Origin of the sequence: Geomonas azotofigens (assembly GCF_018919395.1) — a bacterium.
Classification (GTDB): domain Bacteria; phylum Desulfobacterota; class Desulfuromonadia; order Geobacterales; family Geobacteraceae; genus Geomonas; species Geomonas azotofigens.
The window spans coordinates 1-16459 of record NZ_JAHLME010000007.1; the positions used below are offsets into that span (position 1 = coordinate 1).

Genomic DNA, 16459 nt, shown 5'->3' on the forward strand with positions numbered 1-16459 from the left:
TTTCTCTGTGGCTATGCCGAGAGGGTCACACCCGTTCCCATCCCGAACACGGAAGTTAAGCCTCTCAGGGCCGATGGTACTGCACTGGTAACGGTGTGGGAGAGTAGGTCGCCGCAGGGAATTTAATTGAAAAAGCCCCGTCTGGTTCGTCCAGACGGGGCTTTTTCGCGTTCCGGTTCTGGCTTACACGCTCCTCCGAGCAGTTCAGCTCTCCTTGCTCCAGACCTATCCACGGTTCCCGCCTTCTCTCCACCTGTTCATGTCGCTACGTCAAAGCGTACAACCCCGCCAGTTGGGGTGTTATACCTATTGGATTGACAGCTATCGACTTTTAATGTACTAATTGGCATATTTGAATGCGATCGGGGCTTCTATGTTTTTCCGGAAATACCTTTCTTCACTTCGCAGCACCTACATATTCATGGTTTGCTTCGGCCTGCTCATGGGGCTGGTCTTCCCGTTCTATTCCTGGCTCTTCTTCGGGGCGAAGGCCTTCGCCCCGCTGTATGCCCTCGGCTGCCTGGCCGCGGGATTCATCGTCGGCACATTCTGCTACCAGATCATCAAGGAAGCGCTCAGACTTTACGTGGAACAGCAGCTGAAAATCCTGGGGAGGATCACCGGTGAAACCGCCTCCCCAGCCGTTTCGGGCAAGGCCGACGAACTGCAGCAACTGATGGAGTGCAACGAAGCCTTGATGAACCGCGTCTTGGTGATGGTGGAAAATGTCTCCAAACTTGCCGCCGATATCTCCAGCAGGCACGGCTGTCTCACCGCTGACTTCAGTAAGACCGTTCACAATAACGAGCGACAAGCGGCCAGGGAACAGGAGACAATGGCCGCGGTCGATGACATGAACGCCTTTTTCCGTGACCTGCTCAAAGAGATAGAGGACATTGCCGTACGTACCGACGAGCGGGCCTCCATCTCCACCCAAATGAGCGCCGCCACCGACGCCATCGCCCTCAGCATCCAGGAGTACTCCGCCTCGGTCATGGAGACCTCCGCCTCCATCGAGGAAATGGCTGTCAGCATCAAGGGGACGGCATCGAACATCGAGGCCCTCACCAACTCCACGGAACAAACCTACAATTCCATCCTTACCATCGGCCATTCCATAGTCGACATCCGCGACAACGCCCGCCGCACCTCCGACTGTTCAGACAAGGTCCGCGTCCAGGCCGTGGAAGGGATGGAGGCCATGGCGGCAACCATCGCCTCCATGACCGCGATAGAGGAGCACAGCGACCGCTCCGTCGACGCCATCAACCGGCTGTCGCAACATTCCCTGCGCGTCGGCGAGTTCCTGGACGTCATCAAGGAGGTCGTCGCCCAGACCAATCTCCTTTCGCTGAACGCTTCCATCATCGCCGCGCAGGCGGGAGAGCGGGGCAAGGCCTTCGCCGTCGTTGCCGAAGAGGTACGCGCCCTCGCCAAGAGAACGTCGGCCTCCACGGACGAGATCGAGGAATTGGTCGCCAACATCCAGAAAGAGACCGCCGCCGCCGAGACCGCCGCCCGTTTGGGCAAGGAGAAGGTCGCTGAAGGGGTTACCGTCTCGGAGAAGGCGGACGAGGCGTTGCACAGGATCGAGGAGAGCGCGGCCGAGGCGTCACGCATGGTACAGCAAATAGCCGCCGCCACCGACGAGCAGGCCTCGGGGAGCAAGCTGATCACCGAGGAGGCGGAGAAAAACCTCACCCGCGTCAAACAGTTCAGCCGTGCCATCCAGGAAGAGGAGACCGGGGCCCAACTCATCGTGCGCAGCCTGGAGCGCATGCGCGCCCTCTCGACGAAGATAACGCGCTCTACCGACGAGCAGGTTCGCGGCAACCGTCTCTACATGCAGAGCGTCCAGGAAGACAACGACAAGGTGAAACGATTGAAGGAAACCTGCATGGAACAGATTGCGATCGGTGACGTGCTGCGCAACGACGTGGCAGAGGTCGATCGACTGATCCAGGGGACCGCCCAGGAGGCGAAGAAGATGCTGTGCGAGATCGAGACCATCAACGAACTGATCGGATCCATGCACAGGGAGATGGAATCCTTCCGAAAGCTGTAACATCACCCCCCTTCAAGCTGCAGCCCCGTCGGTTTTACCGACGGGGCTTTTTTTATGGCCGAAACGCCGGAGACCGCAGCCCGCAAGGCCGCTCCTTGACATTGGAAGCAGGGTGGTTAGATTATGACTTGTTAATTTCGCCGACGTTTTGCCGTTGTCTGTCGGCAGGAAACGCACCCCAAAAACAAGCGGGCAGACGCCCTGGTCATAACGTTATGGGAGGCGGAATGAAAAGCTTTCCTGGATTCGCTCCTGTCTATTCGCTTGCAGTCGCTATCGTGGGTCTGGTTATGGTAGCGCCGGGACTGTCGCTGGCCATGACAGAACCAGTCGCCGTCTCTGGCCAAGGTCTCAGCTCATCCACCTCATCGCCGGCCCTGGAAGGGTTGAGCCGGCTCGCCACGCTGGAAGGCCCCTCTCTATATAACTGGAAGAACACCAGGAGCCGCTCCGGCTATAACGTCGCACAAGCTGACCCCGCTCCACAGCTTTACCCCGGCAGCGAACCGCGACGTGCCCTTTCCTGGGAAACGGGTGAAGGTAAAAGCTACCTGATACCCGCGCTCGAGATCCCCGCTTTCATCGTTTTGCTCAACGCCTTCGACAGGGTCGCGCTGCATGATAAAAAGACCGACGAGGGGAAGAGAACCTACGCGACCAACCCGTCCACTTTCTGGCACCAGTTGACGCACCAGGACTGGACCTTCGACCAGGATACCTTCAAGGTGAACCAGTTCGGGCACCCGTACGAAGGCGCTACCATGTACGGACTGGCGCGCTCCGCGGGCTTGAACTTCTGGCAATCCCTGGTGTACAGCAACGCCGGAAGTTTCCTTTGGGAAATGGCCGGCGAGAACTCGCGCCCCTCGACCAACGACCTCATCACGACCGGCAACGCCGGTGCGCTCCTGGGAGAGGCCCTGTTCCGGATGGCTGACCTGGTCCTGGAAGAGGGGGGGGCGAAGCCGTCCTTCGGATACCGGGTCGCCGCCGCGGCAATCTCGCCACCGACGGCGGTGAACCGTGCCCTCTTCGGCAAGCGGTTCGATACCGTCTTCCCGAGCCACAGCCCGGCGACCCTTTGGCTGTGCAGGGGCGGCTTCAGCCTCGACGTTCACTCAAAAAACCTCAGCGCCCCGGTCAAGGAACCCAGCCAGGACAGCATCGGTATCTTCGAGTTTTCCATGGCCTACGGGCTCCCCGGCAAGCCGGGGTACAGCTACAACCGTCCGCTGGACTACTTCAATTTCGAGATCTCGACCAGGGCCCGGGAACACAACCTGGTCGATACCCTTACCATCAGGGGGCTACTGAAGGGGACGCGCTACGAGCTTGGTCGGGACTATCGCGGCATATGGGGACTCTACGGCAGCTACGATTACATATCCCCTTACGTGTTCAGGGTCTCGAGCACGGCCCTCTCCCTGGGGACCACCGGACAGTACTGGATTGGCCCCGGCGTAGCGGCCCAGGGCTCGCTCCTGGGCGGGGTAGGTTTCGGCGCCACCGGGCTCGAGTCCGATGTGGCGGAGGAGCGAGGCTATCACTACGGCGTGACACCGCAGGTGCTACTGGCGATGAACTTTCTCTTTGGCGAGAGAGCGATGGTGGATCTGACCGGTCGCTGGTACTATGTCAGCAGCTTGGGTCCCGATCATGATGGTTCCGAGAGTGTCTTCAGAGGCCATGGCGCCTTGACTATAAGAATCCACGGCAGCCATGCGATTGGCATTCAATATTCCGAGTCGATACGGAACACGAACTATGTTAATATTCCTAACAAGTACCGGGCTGAAGGGACCATAAGCCTCGTCTATACCTTCGTTAGTGACAGGGCATTCGGCGCGGTGGAATGGAGAGATCCTACCGAGCGCTGATTCCTGCCATCCTTAAACAATCTGCTGATTCGGAGGCGTGCATATGAAGTGTCTGAAAGGGCTTTTCCTGCCCATCCTGTTGAGTCTTTCCCTCATCTCCGGCTGCGCCGTGAACAAGTCTTCGGTGGGGGGCTTCAACCTGATCTCGGTTGCGGAGGAAAAGCAACTGGGGGACAAGTTCGCGGTGGAGGTCGAGAAGCAGCACCAGGTGGTGAGGGACCCGGAGGTGCAGGCCTACATCGAGGGGGTGGGGAGGAAACTCCTGACCGGGGTCCGCAAGCAGGATTTCCCGTTCACCTTCCAGGTGGTGAAGGATGACAGCATCAACGCCTTCGCCATTCCCGGCGGGCACACCTATGTGAACACCGGCCTGATCAAGGCGGCGGCCAGCGAGACGGAGCTCGCGGCGGTCATGGCGCACGAGATGAACCACGTGGTGGCCCGGCACTCCACCCGGCAGATGACGCAGCAATACGGGTACAGCCTCATCGTCAGCCTGCTGCTCGGCGGCCAGGGGGGAGAGCTTTCCAAGATGGCGGCCGACCTCTTCGGCAAGGCGGGCGGCATGTACTACAGCCGCGAGATGGAAAGCCAGGCCGATTACCTCGGCGTGGAAACCATGTACAAGGCGGGCTACAACCCGCAGGGGATGGTCAGCTTCTTCAAGAAGCTCGACGCCACCGAGGAGCGGCAGCCCGGGAAGATCGCCAAGTACTTCTCCTCCCATCCGGAGACGGTGGACAGGATCAAGGATATCCAGCAGGAAATCTCTACGTTGCCGGAGAAGAGCTGGCTTCCCGACTCGACGCCGGAGTTCGCCCGGGTGAAGGCCAAGGTGAAGAACCTCTAGATCGGCATCCCTTGAGACACCGGCAGTGACGACACCCTCGAATCCCCTGCGAAAAAGCGCAGGGGAATTTCTTTATTTTGGAGCCGACATGACTGACGCGATTCGTGGCTTGGAACCCCGGACTTTTTGGAACTGCTTCGCCGCAATTTCCGCCATTCCCCGTCCCTCGGGACACGAGGAGCGCATCGGGGAGTATATCCTCGGTCGTGCCAAAGAGCTGGGCCTGGAGCGGGCCAGGGATGACAGCGGCAACATCGTGGTGAAGCTCCCGGCGACACCGGGGAAGGAGCGGGTGAGCAGCATCTGCCTGCAGTCCCACCTGGACATGGTTTGCGAGAAGAACGCCGACAAGGTGCACGATTTCCTCAACGATCCCATAGAACTGGTGCGCAAGGGGGAGGTGCTGACGGCGAACGGAACCACCCTGGGCGCCGACAACGGCATCGGCGTGGCCACCTCGCTGGCGATCATGGAGGACCAGGCGGTGGAGCACGGTCCGCTGGAGCTGCTGTTCACGGTCGAGGAGGAGACCGGACTGGCGGGGGCCAAGAACCTCTCCCCGGCGCTCGTGTCGAGCAGGTCCCTGCTGAACCTCGACTCCGAGGAGGAGGGTGCCCTCTACATCGGTTGTGCCGGCGGCAAGGACACCGTGGGGAGATGGCCGCTGGTGCGGGAAGAGGCGCCTTCCGGCTGGGTCCCCCTGCGGCTCACGGTGAAGGGGCTCAAGGGAGGGCACTCCGGCCTTGAGATCGACAAGGGGCTGGGCAACGCCATCAAGCTCGTAAACAGGGCTCTCATGGCGCTCACGGGTCTCGGCGCGAGAGTGGCATCCATCGACGGCGGCAACATGAGAAACGCCATCCCCAGGGAGTGCGGCGCCACCATTCTCATGGCGCCGGAGCGGGTGGCGAAGGCGGAACCGGTGGTGGCGGAACTGGGCGCGACCTTCCTTGCCGAGCTGCCGACGATAGATCCGGGGGTGCGACTCACCCTGGAGCCGTGCGAGGCGGGGGCGACGACGGTGCTGGAACCGCGGCTGCAGCGGCAGGTGCTGAAAACCATCGCCGCGCTTCCCAGCGGCGTGCAGCGCATGAGCGTCGAGATTGCCGGGCTGGTCGAGACTTCCACCAACGTGTCGGTGATCCACACCGAGGGGGACGAGCTGGTCCTCATCACCAGTCAGCGCAGTTCCAGCGCCTCGCGGCTGACCGAGGTGGTCGAGACGGTCCTGTCCATCCTGGAGCTCGGTGGCGCCGCGGTCGAGGTGAGCGAGGGGTATCCGGGGTGGCAGCCCAACATCGATTCGCCCCTGTTGCAGCTGGCGCGCAGGTGCTACCGGGATCTGTACCAGCAAGAGCCCGAGGTGAAGGCGATCCATGCGGGACTGGAATGCGGCATCATAGGAGAGCGGATTCCCGGGATGGACATGGTTTCTTTGGGACCGAACATGGAGAAGGTGCACTCGCCGGATGAACGGGTCTACATCGAGAGCGTGGCCAGGTACTGGAGCTTCGTGCTGCAGATATTGAAAAGCGCCGAGTAGGGGCGGCTACCGCTACTCCTGCAGGTCGCACAAGAAACGGACCACCAGGGGGACGATGGCGTTGGTGCCGCAGATGGTGACCCGCTGCGTCATCTCCTTGCACCTTTGCCCCACGCGGCATTGCAGCGAGATGTCGTGCAGGCCGGCGCAGCACCGGAACACCCGTTGCGTTTCGCCGTCCTTGTTCTCGCCCTGGTAGATCCCGTCGACCGAGACGCTTCCCCTGCGCTGGCAGCAAACCGTGAAGTATTCCATGGTCACTCCGCTGAGGCTCCGTTTGGTGAGAAAAAGCTAAGGATCAAGTATGGCCCGCCGAGCCGAGAGCGCAAGGGGAGGGAATAGGGCGTGGGACGCGGAGTGATGCCGGAGCGATGCCGGAGCGATGCCGGAGCGATGCCGGAGCGATGCCGGAGCGATGCCGGAGCGATGCCGGGCCGAGGCCGGGCTGGGCCGGGGAGAACCTACAGGACCTGTACCTGGAGACCCGCGCCGGGGGCTGAACGGTAGACGAAGGTGACCGAGGCGGGCTCTTCCCGCCAGGGGGTGCAGCGGTAATCCCTGGCGAAGGTGCGGCGGTAATAGCGGACCCGCTCGCCGGGTTTGGATTGCAGACGCGGAGGGGCGACCGGTTCAACCGGTCCAGGCCCGGGGGTGAAGAAGCCGGGCAGGTTGCCGCTGGGGTAGCCGGTCAGGCAAAGGTCGAAGCAGAGCGCGTCGCGCAGCCGCTCCAGTGCCTCGTCGTCCCTCCCGCGGGAGGCGAAGCGCCAAAGGGCTTCGAACAGCGAGGCGAGGGAAAGGTTGCCGGCGAAGAGTCCGGCGGAGTCGAAGAATTGTGCTGCTTCGTCGAAGATTTGCGACAGGGGACGCTCGGCGGCGAAGACCCGCAGCGTCGTGGCGAACCTGCCGCTGTTGTAGACCAGGTCGAGAAGACGGCTGATCCCCTCGATGCGCCGGATCTCCTCGAAGCTGAGCCACGGGGTGCGCAGGATCTTGTAGGGCGCTGCCTCCGCGTAGGCGTACCCCTCCTTGCGCGCGATGCCCCGCATCGCCGTCCCCTTCAGGACCTTGAGCGGCTCGACCTGGATGTGGTCGGCATCGAGCGCGCAGAGTCCCTGCACCGAAGCCAGGAACCCCGGCAGCGATTCACCGGGCAGGCCCGCCACCAGGTCCAGGTGCACCGTGACCGCCGTCGCCGACTTGAGCCGCGCGACGTTGGCGTAGAGCTTATCCAGACTTGATTTGCGCTCCACCTTGGCCAGCGTCTCCTCCCCCCCCGACTGGACGCCGATCTCGAAACGGAACATCCCCGCCGGTACCTGCGCCAGCAGGTTCAGGTTCTCCTCCGTCAAAAGCTCCGCCGCTATCTCGAAATGAAACTTGCTGCCCCGGTTGTGCTCCAGGATGAAGCGCCAGATCTCGTTGGCGCGCCGGGCGTCGTAGTTGAAGGTGCGGTCGGCGAGCTTCACGGTCTGCACCCCTGCCTCCATGAGCTGCGTGAGGTCCGCCTTGATCCTCGCCATGGAAAAGGAGCGGACGCCGCTCTCGATGGAGGACATGCAGAAGGCGCAGGAGAAAGGGCAGCCGCGCGAGGTCTCGTAGTACACCAGCGGCTTCTTGAGATCGACCAGTCTCGCCGCGAACGGCGAGGGAATGCGATCCAGGTCTGAGAGCGCCCCACGCTCGGGGTTGGCGATGACCTCCTCGCCCTCACGGTAGGTGATGCCGGCGATCTCCTCCAACGCCCCACCCTGGGACAAGGCTTGAAGCAACTCCCGGCAGCTCTCTTCCCCCTCGCCGCGCACGATGCAGTCGATGGCGCCGTTGCGCACCATCATCTCGAAGGAACCAAAGGAGACCTCCGGCCCGCCGAGGACGATGAAGGTGTTCGGGGCCAACTGCTTGAGATCCGATGCCAGCTTGAGGGTCAGCTCGGTGTTCCAGATGTAGCAGGAGAACATGACCACGTCCGCCCGCTCGGCGTAGAGCTTCGCCAGCAACTGGTCCGGCAGTTCGTTGACGGTGAGCTCGAGGATGCTCCAGTCGAGTTCCGGCAGGGTGGCGCAGGCGGAGGCGAGATAGGGGAGTGCCAGCGAGGCGTGGACGTACTTGGCGTGCAGGGTGGCGAGCAGGATCTTCATGGGCGGGGATTGTAGCCCATTAGCGGAGGTGTTGCCAGAAAAATGGTGGCTGGCGCGCCGCGGCGCCGGCAGCGGCTCGGGACGCATCCCTTGCCCGCGCCACCGTTTTTTGTTACTGTAAGCGGCTGCCGAATCAAAAACAAAACCATTGGCCACGGAGAAAATCTGAGGACTTCTGAGAAAGGCACAAAACGGAAGGCTTTGTTCATCGAAAGTCTTTGGTCCAGGTTCTATCCCGCTTGGTGCAGTTCTCAGATTTTCTCAGAAGTTCTCCGCGGCTAAAGGTTTCACAGGATAGACATGAATAAGAAGAAACTGCCGAAACTGCTCTATGCCGATAGCCAGGGCAACATCTACGACCACCCCTACCTCACCATGGCGGGCATGAGCGCTGACGAGGCGGTGTTGCCGGAGTCGGTCGAACTGATCCCGCTGCCGGACGACAGCCGCCTGTTCACCATTCCCGACACCCCTCCCATCGCCTGGGACGAGGAGCAGGGAAGCTTCGTGACGCTGAGCCAGGTCCGGGAGGGGCGGCGCAGCATGAAGATCCAGGCCGTTTCCGCCTTCATGGCCCCGGGATACATGCGCACCCTGCTTCCGGCCTGCGACTACAGCAAGAAGAAGGTGCATCTTCCGCTTTGGTCCTACACGGCCGTTGGGTGGGACGAGGAGAAGGAATGCTTCGTGGTGGCCGCGACCCGCGTGGACGACAACGAGAACTGGCTTCCCAAGAACTACGACGACAGGAAGCTCGATCCGCTGGTGCGCAAGATGCTGGCCGAGTTCCCAAATAACCGGCTCATCGAGCAGCTCTCGCGCTGCGCCGTCGACTACCACTGCTTCGCCGCCAAGAACCTCTTCTTCCGCAGGTGGGAGGCGCCCATCCCGACCTCGCCGGTCTGCAACTCGCGTTGCCTGGGGTGCATCAGCCTGCAGCCTTCAGACTGCTGCCCGTCCAACCACGAGCGCATTCCCTTCGTCCCCACGCCGGAAGAGATCGTCGAGCTGATGCTGCCGCACCTTTTGCAGGCGCCGGAGCCGATCGTCTCCTATGGCCAGGGGTGCGAGGGTGACCCGATCATGCAGGCGGACACCGTGGCCGAGGCGACCAAAAGGCTCAAGGCCGGGAGCTCACGCGGCACGGTCAACTTCAACTCCAACGGTTCCATGCCCGACCGGGTCCGCATGCTGTGCGACGCCGGCATGGACTCAATGCGCTTCTCCATGAACTCGGTGCAGGAAGGGTTCTACAACAGCTACTACCGCCCCAAGGGGTACCGCTTCGCGGACGTGGTCGAGTCGGTCCAGGCGGCCAAGCAGAAGGGGCTGTTCACCATGATCAACTACCTGGTCTCCCCGGGGGTGACCGACAGCCCGTCAGAGGTCGAGGCGCTTTTGAAGTTCATCGAAAAGACCGGGGTGGACATGTTGCAGATGCGCAACCTCTCCATAGATCCCGCCTTCTACAACGAGAGGATGGGGGTGCGCACGCGCGGCATCGGCATGTACCGGCTGCTGCAGGAGGTGAAGAAGGCGTTCCCGAAGATCCAGTACGGCTACTTCAACCGCACCAAGGAGCGCTTCTTTCCGGACGGGTTCGAGAAGGGGTGGCCGATTGAAGGCAGAGGCAAAGGCGGGGCTAGGGGCTAGGGGCTACGGGCTACGGGCTACGGGCTACGGGCTACGGGCTACGGGCTACGGGCTGGCGGCGTGAGGATACTGCCTGATGAGCAAGGGGCGACGGGACGACGGGACGGGGGGGACGGCATGGTTTTGCCAGCCCCTAGCCCCCAGGCCCTAGCCCCTGTTTCTATTTCAGCAGCGGCTCCAGCCTGTTCAGGTCGAACCCCCGTACCACGGTGCCATAGATGATGAAGATCGGGGTCGCGTTGAGACCCTGCTCCTTGGCGATCTGCTCGTGCTCTTGCTGCAGCGCGATCCCCTCGGGCGTGACCTCCGACAGCTTCCACCGGTTCAGGTTCCCCGTCGCCACCTCAAGGTAGGCCTTCTCCTTGTCCTTGGCCGAGAGGATGTATTGCACCTTCCCCTTGGAGGCGGGATGTCTTTTCAAGGGGATGAAGAAGATGTAGCGTGTGACATCGCTGCGCTTCTGGAAATAGGACTCCGCTTTCATGCAGAAGGGACAGTCCGGGTCGGTGAACTCTACCACCATGATCCTGCCGTTGCCGACCTTGACCGCCTTGCCGAGGTCCAGTTCCTTGGCGGAGACCAGCGTGGCGAGAACGAGCACGAGGAGGGGGGCGAGGAGCCAAAGGGCCAGGCGCTTCCATGGACCACCGCTTGCTTTATGCATCACTACCCCCTTACCTGAAAACCGGTGAACTCACCGGTGTATTCGCCCAGCTTCTCGATCAGTTCGTCCACCCGGGCCAGTTCCGGCCCCCTGCGGCACCACTGCACCATCGCGACTACGTCCTTTTCTTCCCCCTCGAAGCAGGCCTCGACGGATCCGTCGGGGAGGTTGCGGACCCAGCCCGCCACCCCGAGCTGTTGGGCGGTGCGGGCGGTGTGGTGGCGAAAGGCAACCCCCTGGACCCTGCCCTGCACGATCACGCTCGCCCGTACCTTCATTTCTCCCCCAGTTCCTTCGAGCGGGCCACGCAGACGTCGACGGCGTTGATGGTGGCGGCGCGGAAGCCGTCGCGGTCCAGCGAGTGCATGGCGGCGATGGTGGTCCCCCCGGGCGAGGCGACGTTACTTTTCAGGACCGCGGGGTGCTCGTGGCTCTCCAGGAGCAGCTTCGCGGTGCCGTAGACGGTCTGGGCGGCAAGTGCTGTGGCGACGTCGCGGGTGAGGCCGTGCTTGACACCGGCGTCGCTCAGCGCCTCGATGAAGGTCAGCACGTAGGCCGGCCCGCTGCCGGAAACGCCGGTGACGGCGTCGAGCAGCTTCTCGTCCACGACGCAGGTGGTGCCGACCAGGTCGAATATCCTGCGGGTGAGCACCAGGTCGTCCTCGGTGGCATTGTAGCCGCGTGAGATGGCCGATGCTCCCTGGAGTACCAGGGCGGGGGTGTTGGGCATCACCCGGACCACGCGCGCGTCGGTGCCGAGCATCCCCTCGATGGCCGCGCTTTTCACGCCCGCCATGATGGAGATGAAGAGCTTGTCGGTGAGACCCGTGCCGAGCGCGCCGAGCACCTGGGGCGCCACCTGGGGCTTCACGGCCAGCACGATGGTATCGCTCATCCGGCACAACTCCACGTTGTCGGAGAGAACCTGCACGCCGTAGCGCTCGGCGAGCAGGTTGCGGCGTGATTCGGACGGCTCGGACACGGCAAGTTCAGCCGCCGGCACGCCCCCGGCCAGAAGCCCCTTGATGATCGCCTCCGCCATGTTGCCGCCGCCGATGAACCCTGTTTTCTTCTCCATGTCTTCGCCTCCCCTGTCATAGGATTTTGTTCAAAGATAGGTAATAAATCCAACTCCAAATGTCAATAGAATTGATTTATTTTAATTATTAAGTGTCTGACGCGAGCAACGGTTGTTACCGGCTGTTATTGGGCTAGACTGAACCGCGGAGGTGTCACGTGTTCAAGGGCATCACTGGCAATGTCTTCATACTGGGGCTGGTCAGCTTCTTCACCGATGTCTCCAGCGAGATGATCTACCCGCTGCTCCCCTTGTTCCTCACCGGGCTGCTCGGAGCGGGACCCGCCTTTCTCGGCGCCATTGAAGGCGTCGCCGAATCAACCGCCTCTCTTTTGAAACTGCTTTCCGGCATTGTTTCAGACCGGGTGCGCCGCAGAAAGCGTCTGATACTGGCGGGGTACACCATATCGGCCCTCATGCGTCCCCTGATAGGGAGCGCGACCTCGCCCCTGGCCGTGCTGCTCATTCGCACCGGCGACCGGGTTGGCAAGGGGATCCGTACCTCGCCGCGCGACGCCCTCATCGCCGACTCGGTCGATCCATCGCTGCGGGGCAAGGCATACGGCTTCCACCGCTCAATGGATCATGCCGGCGCCCTGGTGGGGCCGCTTCTGGCCACCTTCCTGCTCGCCTTTTTCGTCACGGACCTGCGCCAGTTGTTCTGGCTGGCTGGGATTCCGGGCCTCATCGCCGTGCTGCTCATCGTGTGGCAGGTGAAAGAGGCCGAGCGCTCGCCACGGCAGGAGACGGGGCTGCACCTTGCCACGCTCCCCCCGGGCCGGCTGAGAAGATACCTGCTGGTCCTGTTCCTGTTCACCCTGGGCAACTCCTCGGATGCCTTCCTGCTCCTCAAGGCGGGGGCCGTCGGTACCCCGTCCTATCGCCTCCCGCTTTTGTGGGCCTTCTTTCACCTGGTCAAGATGCTCTCCTCCATGCCTTTTGGCGCCCTTTCCGACCGTATCGGCAGGCGTTCCGTGATCGTCGCCGGGTGGTGCGTCTATTCCCTCTCCTACCTCGGCTTCGGCGTAGCCCGAAGCGAATGGCAGATCTGGCTCCTCTTCGGCGTGTATGGCCTCTTCTTCGGGCTCACGGAAGGGGTGGAGAAGGCGTTTCTGGTGGACATGGCCCAACCGGCGCAGCGGGGGGCCGCCTTTGGCTGGTACAACTTCGCGATCGGAGCGGGCGCCTTGCCCGCGAGCCTCATCTTCGGCGGCATCTGGCAGTACGAGGGGAACGTCGCGCCCTTTCTCTTTGGAGCGTCGCTCGCCGGCGTAGCCGCAGCAGCTCTCCTGCTGCTGGTCAAGGCGCCGCCTGCCGCAGGCAAGGAAATCTCCTGACGCCGTCTACCATCGCTCAACGCCCTCCCGCCAACTTTCACTCTCTGGCTCCAGTGTTTCTGTCAGTGCAACGTTCCCCTCTCTCATTGCCGCGTGGGACTTATTTCACGCCAATGTCACTTTTCTCCTAAAGTCTTTATAAGCATTGCCGATTAGGCTGCTCTGTGAGGTGATTGAAGCTGCTACGTCAAATTTATCATTTTCATGTGTCAAAGTTTTGTTTTTTTAAGATTGATGGAGTCAGGACCCAAGGTTGTGAGTGCCGCTACTTCAGATGCTTATGACATTGGTAAAGATCGTGCAAACAGAGTTTCCCGCGTTGAGTGTCAAAGAGTAGTAAACGGTGACTGTACGAACCTCTGCGACAGCGGACCATCAAGCGAATATTTTATAACGACCTGTTTTATAAAAGTAACCTCTGTCTCTGGCTCACTGGATATTGCTCTCCATCACCTGCGAAAGGTGGTGACAACTAAATGACTAGGTACCCACTGGGTGCAGGGCGGGGCGAACAGTCATAAATCGAGTAGAAGCAGGTTTAGATCCATTCCTGCTTGCAGTGCAAGCCCGTCTTTTTGTAACAACCTCAAAAAAGTCGAGCACATCGAGCATTTTCTGATGCTGGGTTATTAATCATTGAGTTGTGGCGGATGTGCCAGCACGTCCAAGAAGTATTCCCAAGATTTCTAACTTCGAGAAGCAGCTAATGACATCGTCCGGTGGTGATGGTTTGCGCCGCCTCATAGCGTGTTGAACCGCATTGTCGCGTACGGTCAAAGCACAGCGGATTTTTTCAGACCACGACTCATACTACGAAAAGGAGGGGATGTCTTGATAAGCCACGAGAAAAGATCAGGATGCGAACAAAGTAGTCTCCTGAAGATTGCGTGGGTGATGCTTGCCGCATCGTCGGTGACGCTGGCCCAGCCGGTCATGGCTGCGGATTACACCATCACCGGCAGCTCCAACACCTACCTGCGTATGACCCGCACCATCAACAAGGAAGACCTCTACCCGCTGTACGAGTACCTGCGCTTCTCGGTCACCGCGGCGGAGAAGGACGGCAGCGCCACGTCGCTCCACGTGGGGGCCTGGGGCCGCGTCGATCTCTTCGACAAGTCGACTGACCACTACACCGACGGCGACCTCCAGTACGGCTACCTGAGCTACCAGGCCGCGAAGAACAACCTGTTGGTCAACGCAGGACGTCAGTTCATCACCGAGGGTGTCGCCACCGAGAGAGTCGACGGCCTGTACGTGCGCAGCGACTTCGCCGCCGGGATCACCGCTGCGGCCTTTGCCGGTTCGCCCGTGGTGACCACTCCCAACTACAAGGGGGGGGACTTCATCTACGGCGGACGTGTGGCCCAGGGCAAGCCCGGGCTCTACTCGGTCGGCGTGAGCGCCCTCAGAGACGAGAGCGACAAGGCGCATGACCGCGAGGAAGAGGGAATCGACCTCTGGGTTCACCCGGTGAAGCAGGTCGACCTGACCGGGCGCTCCTCCTACAACTCCATCACCGGCGGGTGGATGGAGCATGCCTACACCCTCTCCGTGGCCCCCATCGACGCGGTGACCGTCAGCGCCGACCTCTCCAGGATCAACTACGAAGACTACTTCTACAGCGTGACCACCACCGCCTTCGCCCTTCAACCCGGCGGGCTGCTTGATCCCAGGGAAAAGGTGACTGCGGCCGGTGTCAGCGCGGCCTGGACCCCGGTGAAGAACCTGACCGTGGCGGCCGAGTACAAGAACTACGGTTACGAGCTCCTGGGCTCAGCTGACTACGTGGGAGGGAAGGTGGCGTACACCACCGCCGACGCCCTTTCGCTGGGGGCCTCCGGGCACCGGATGGATGGTTCCAGCGACCGCACCCGCTATTACGACTACCGGCTCTATGCCCTGAAGAAGACGGGCCACACCGAGTTCGGCGTCGACTTCTACAACGTCATTTTCGATCGCCCCATCGACGGCGTGAAGAGCAGCTACGCACTCACCGGCATCGCGGGTTACGAGGTTACCGAAAAGCTCAAGGTAGGTGGGGACATCGAGTACTCACAGAGCCCTGATTTCGACAAGGAGTGGAGAGCGCTCGTGAAAGTTGCCTACGCTTTCGATATGAAGTGTGGCGAAAAGGGGGGCAAGAGTGAAAAGTAAAATACTGATTCTGTTGATGATGCCGCTCATGGCCTGCCTGCTCTTTGCCTGTGCCAACACCAAGAGCGGTGCGCTGATCCACCCTGAGGCGGTGACCGGTACGCCCAACTGTACCGAGTGCCACACCGATGCCTATGCGGCGATGAACCACCAGGCCGTCGACTTCTTCAAAAAGCACAGCGTCTTCGCCAGCAACGCCAGAAGGGCCTGTGCTTCCTGCCACGCCGAATCCTTCTGCTCCGACTGCCATGCGCACAAAGAAGAGCTGAAGCCGAACGTGAAGTTCTCCGAGGCGGTGGAGAGGAACCTGCCGCACAGGGGCGACTACATGAGCCAGCACAGGATCGACGGCAAGATCAACCCTGCGTCGTGCGCCAAGTGTCACGGGCGTACCAACAACGAGAGGTGCCTGACATGCCACAAATGACGACCAAAGTTCTGTCTTTTGCCGTTCTTGGTGCGCTGGCGCTGGCCCTGTCGGGATGCGGGGATGCCAACCCGCAGGCGAAGTTCGACCCCGCGTCCGGCAAGCATCCTGCCAACTGGCTCCCGACCGGTCACAGCGTGGCCGCCGAGGAAGACATCAGCGGCTGCGCCGAATGTCACGGAGAAGACCTCAGGGGCGGTGGTATCGCCAAAAAATCCTGCATGAACGATCCGGTAAGCGGCACGGGGTGCCACGCCGGCAGCGCCACCTCGGTCCACCCGGTCCTGTGGGGGCAGGTAGCCTACGTCATGCACCCGGGCTACGTCCAGGCCAACGGCAGCGCGTCCTGCGCGGTCGCCGAATGCCACGGCACCGACCTCCTCGGCGGTGCCAGCGCCCCCTCCTGCGGCATCAACTGCCACGGGGGCGGGACTGCCGCAGCGCCCCAGATTCACGCCTGGGGTGGCGCCAGCGCGACTACGTCGGCAGATATCACGGGACACATCCAATGGATGGCGAACCCGTTCACCCACGTCAATGGTCACTTCAATTACGCGTCCTGCCGTAATGAATTCTGCCACGGCGCCAATCTGCAGGGCGTCTGGTTGAGCGGGCCAGCATGCACCAAGTGCCATAACAGCGGAGCACCGGCGGAGTAATAGCCTGATTG

At 61.6% G+C, this 16459-nt stretch carries 14 protein-coding genes and 1 rRNA gene; 10 read left to right on the plus strand and 5 right to left on the minus strand.

The annotated features are described in order from the left end of the window. Nucleotides 1–3: 3 nt before the first annotated feature. From rrf to KOL99_RS18405, 5 genes are all read left to right on the plus strand, one after another. Nucleotides 4–120 (plus strand): 5S ribosomal RNA (gene rrf, locus KOL99_RS18385). A 253-nt stretch (nt 121–373) separates the two neighbouring features. After that, nucleotides 374–2065, plus strand: a complete 1692-nt coding sequence (locus KOL99_RS18390) for a methyl-accepting chemotaxis protein (protein ID WP_216511931.1) — start codon at nt 374–376, stop codon at nt 2063–2065. Between the two features lie 227 nt (nt 2066–2292). Next, a complete protein-coding gene (locus tag KOL99_RS18395; protein ID WP_216511932.1) occupies nt 2293–3942 on the plus strand; it encodes a DUF3943 domain-containing protein in 1650 nt (549 codons plus the stop codon). Between the two features lie 43 nt (nt 3943–3985). Next, entirely contained in the window at nt 3986–4792 is an 807-nt protein-coding gene (locus tag KOL99_RS18400) for a M48 family metallopeptidase (RefSeq protein WP_216511933.1), read from the plus strand. Between the two features lie 88 nt (nt 4793–4880). Then, nucleotides 4881–6335 carry an aminoacyl-histidine dipeptidase gene (locus KOL99_RS18405; protein WP_216511934.1) on the plus strand — a complete coding sequence of 485 codons (1455 nt, stop codon included), beginning with the start codon at nt 4881–4883 and terminating at the stop codon, nt 6333–6335. 12 nt (nt 6336–6347) lie between these two features. On the opposite strand, the gene KOL99_RS18410 is transcribed toward KOL99_RS18405, so the two are convergent. After that, nucleotides 6348–6590, minus strand: coding sequence for a hypothetical protein (locus KOL99_RS18410; protein WP_216511935.1), 243 nt, complete (start codon nt 6588–6590; stop codon nt 6348–6350). 206 nt (nt 6591–6796) lie between these two features. Further along, the gene (locus KOL99_RS18415; RefSeq protein ID WP_216511936.1) at nt 6797–8473 is read right to left on the minus strand and encodes a B12-binding domain-containing radical SAM protein; all 1677 of its coding nucleotides are present in this window, start codon (nt 8471–8473) and stop codon (nt 6797–6799) included. A 300-nt stretch (nt 8474–8773) separates the two neighbouring features. Here KOL99_RS18415 and KOL99_RS18420 point away from each other — a divergent pair, with 300 nt between their 5' ends. Then, entirely contained in the window at nt 8774–10126 is a 1353-nt protein-coding gene (locus KOL99_RS18420) for a radical SAM protein (RefSeq protein ID WP_216511937.1), read from the plus strand. A gap of 160 nt (nt 10127–10286) precedes the next feature. Here the strand turns inward: KOL99_RS18420 and KOL99_RS18425 are convergent, their stop codons facing one another. The 3 genes from KOL99_RS18425 to proC are packed head-to-tail and all read right to left on the minus strand — an operon-like array spanning nt 10287 to nt 11868. After that, the gene (locus KOL99_RS18425; protein ID WP_216511938.1) at nt 10287–10790 is read right to left on the minus strand and encodes a thioredoxin fold domain-containing protein; all 504 of its coding nucleotides are present in this window, start codon (nt 10788–10790) and stop codon (nt 10287–10289) included. A gap of 2 nt (nt 10791–10792) precedes the next feature. Further along, nucleotides 10793–11068: an acylphosphatase gene (locus KOL99_RS18430; protein ID WP_216511939.1), complete on the minus strand. Its 276-nt coding sequence runs from the start codon at nt 11066–11068 to the stop codon at nt 10793–10795. After that, on the minus strand, nt 11065–11868 hold the full coding sequence (proC, locus tag KOL99_RS18435; protein WP_216511940.1) for a pyrroline-5-carboxylate reductase: 804 nt from the start codon (nt 11866–11868) through the stop codon (nt 11065–11067). The genes KOL99_RS18430 and proC overlap by 4 nt, the downstream gene beginning before the upstream one ends. A 158-nt stretch (nt 11869–12026) precedes the next feature. Here proC and KOL99_RS18440 point away from each other — a divergent pair, with 158 nt between their 5' ends. The 4 genes from KOL99_RS18440 to KOL99_RS18455 all read left to right on the plus strand — a co-directional run bounded on the left by KOL99_RS18440 (nt 12027) and on the right by KOL99_RS18455 (nt 16448). Then, nucleotides 12027–13205 (plus strand): MFS transporter, encoded by a 1179-nt coding sequence (locus tag KOL99_RS18440; RefSeq protein WP_216511941.1) that lies wholly within the window; start codon nt 12027–12029, stop codon nt 13203–13205. An 894-nt stretch (nt 13206–14099) separates the two neighbouring features. Further along, complete coding sequence (locus KOL99_RS18445) at nt 14100–15362, plus strand: hypothetical protein (protein WP_236026427.1); 1263 nt, start codon at nt 14100–14102, stop codon at nt 15360–15362. Further along, nucleotides 15352–15789 (plus strand): cytochrome C, encoded by a 438-nt coding sequence (locus KOL99_RS18450; protein ID WP_216500444.1) that lies wholly within the window; start codon nt 15352–15354, stop codon nt 15787–15789. Before KOL99_RS18445 ends, KOL99_RS18450 begins: the two co-directional genes overlap by 11 nt. Continuing rightward, nucleotides 15786–16448 carry a hypothetical protein gene (locus KOL99_RS18455; protein WP_236026429.1) on the plus strand — a complete coding sequence of 221 codons (663 nt, stop codon included), beginning with the start codon at nt 15786–15788 and terminating at the stop codon, nt 16446–16448. Before KOL99_RS18450 ends, KOL99_RS18455 begins: the two co-directional genes overlap by 4 nt. Nucleotides 16449–16459 lie beyond the last annotated feature (11 nt).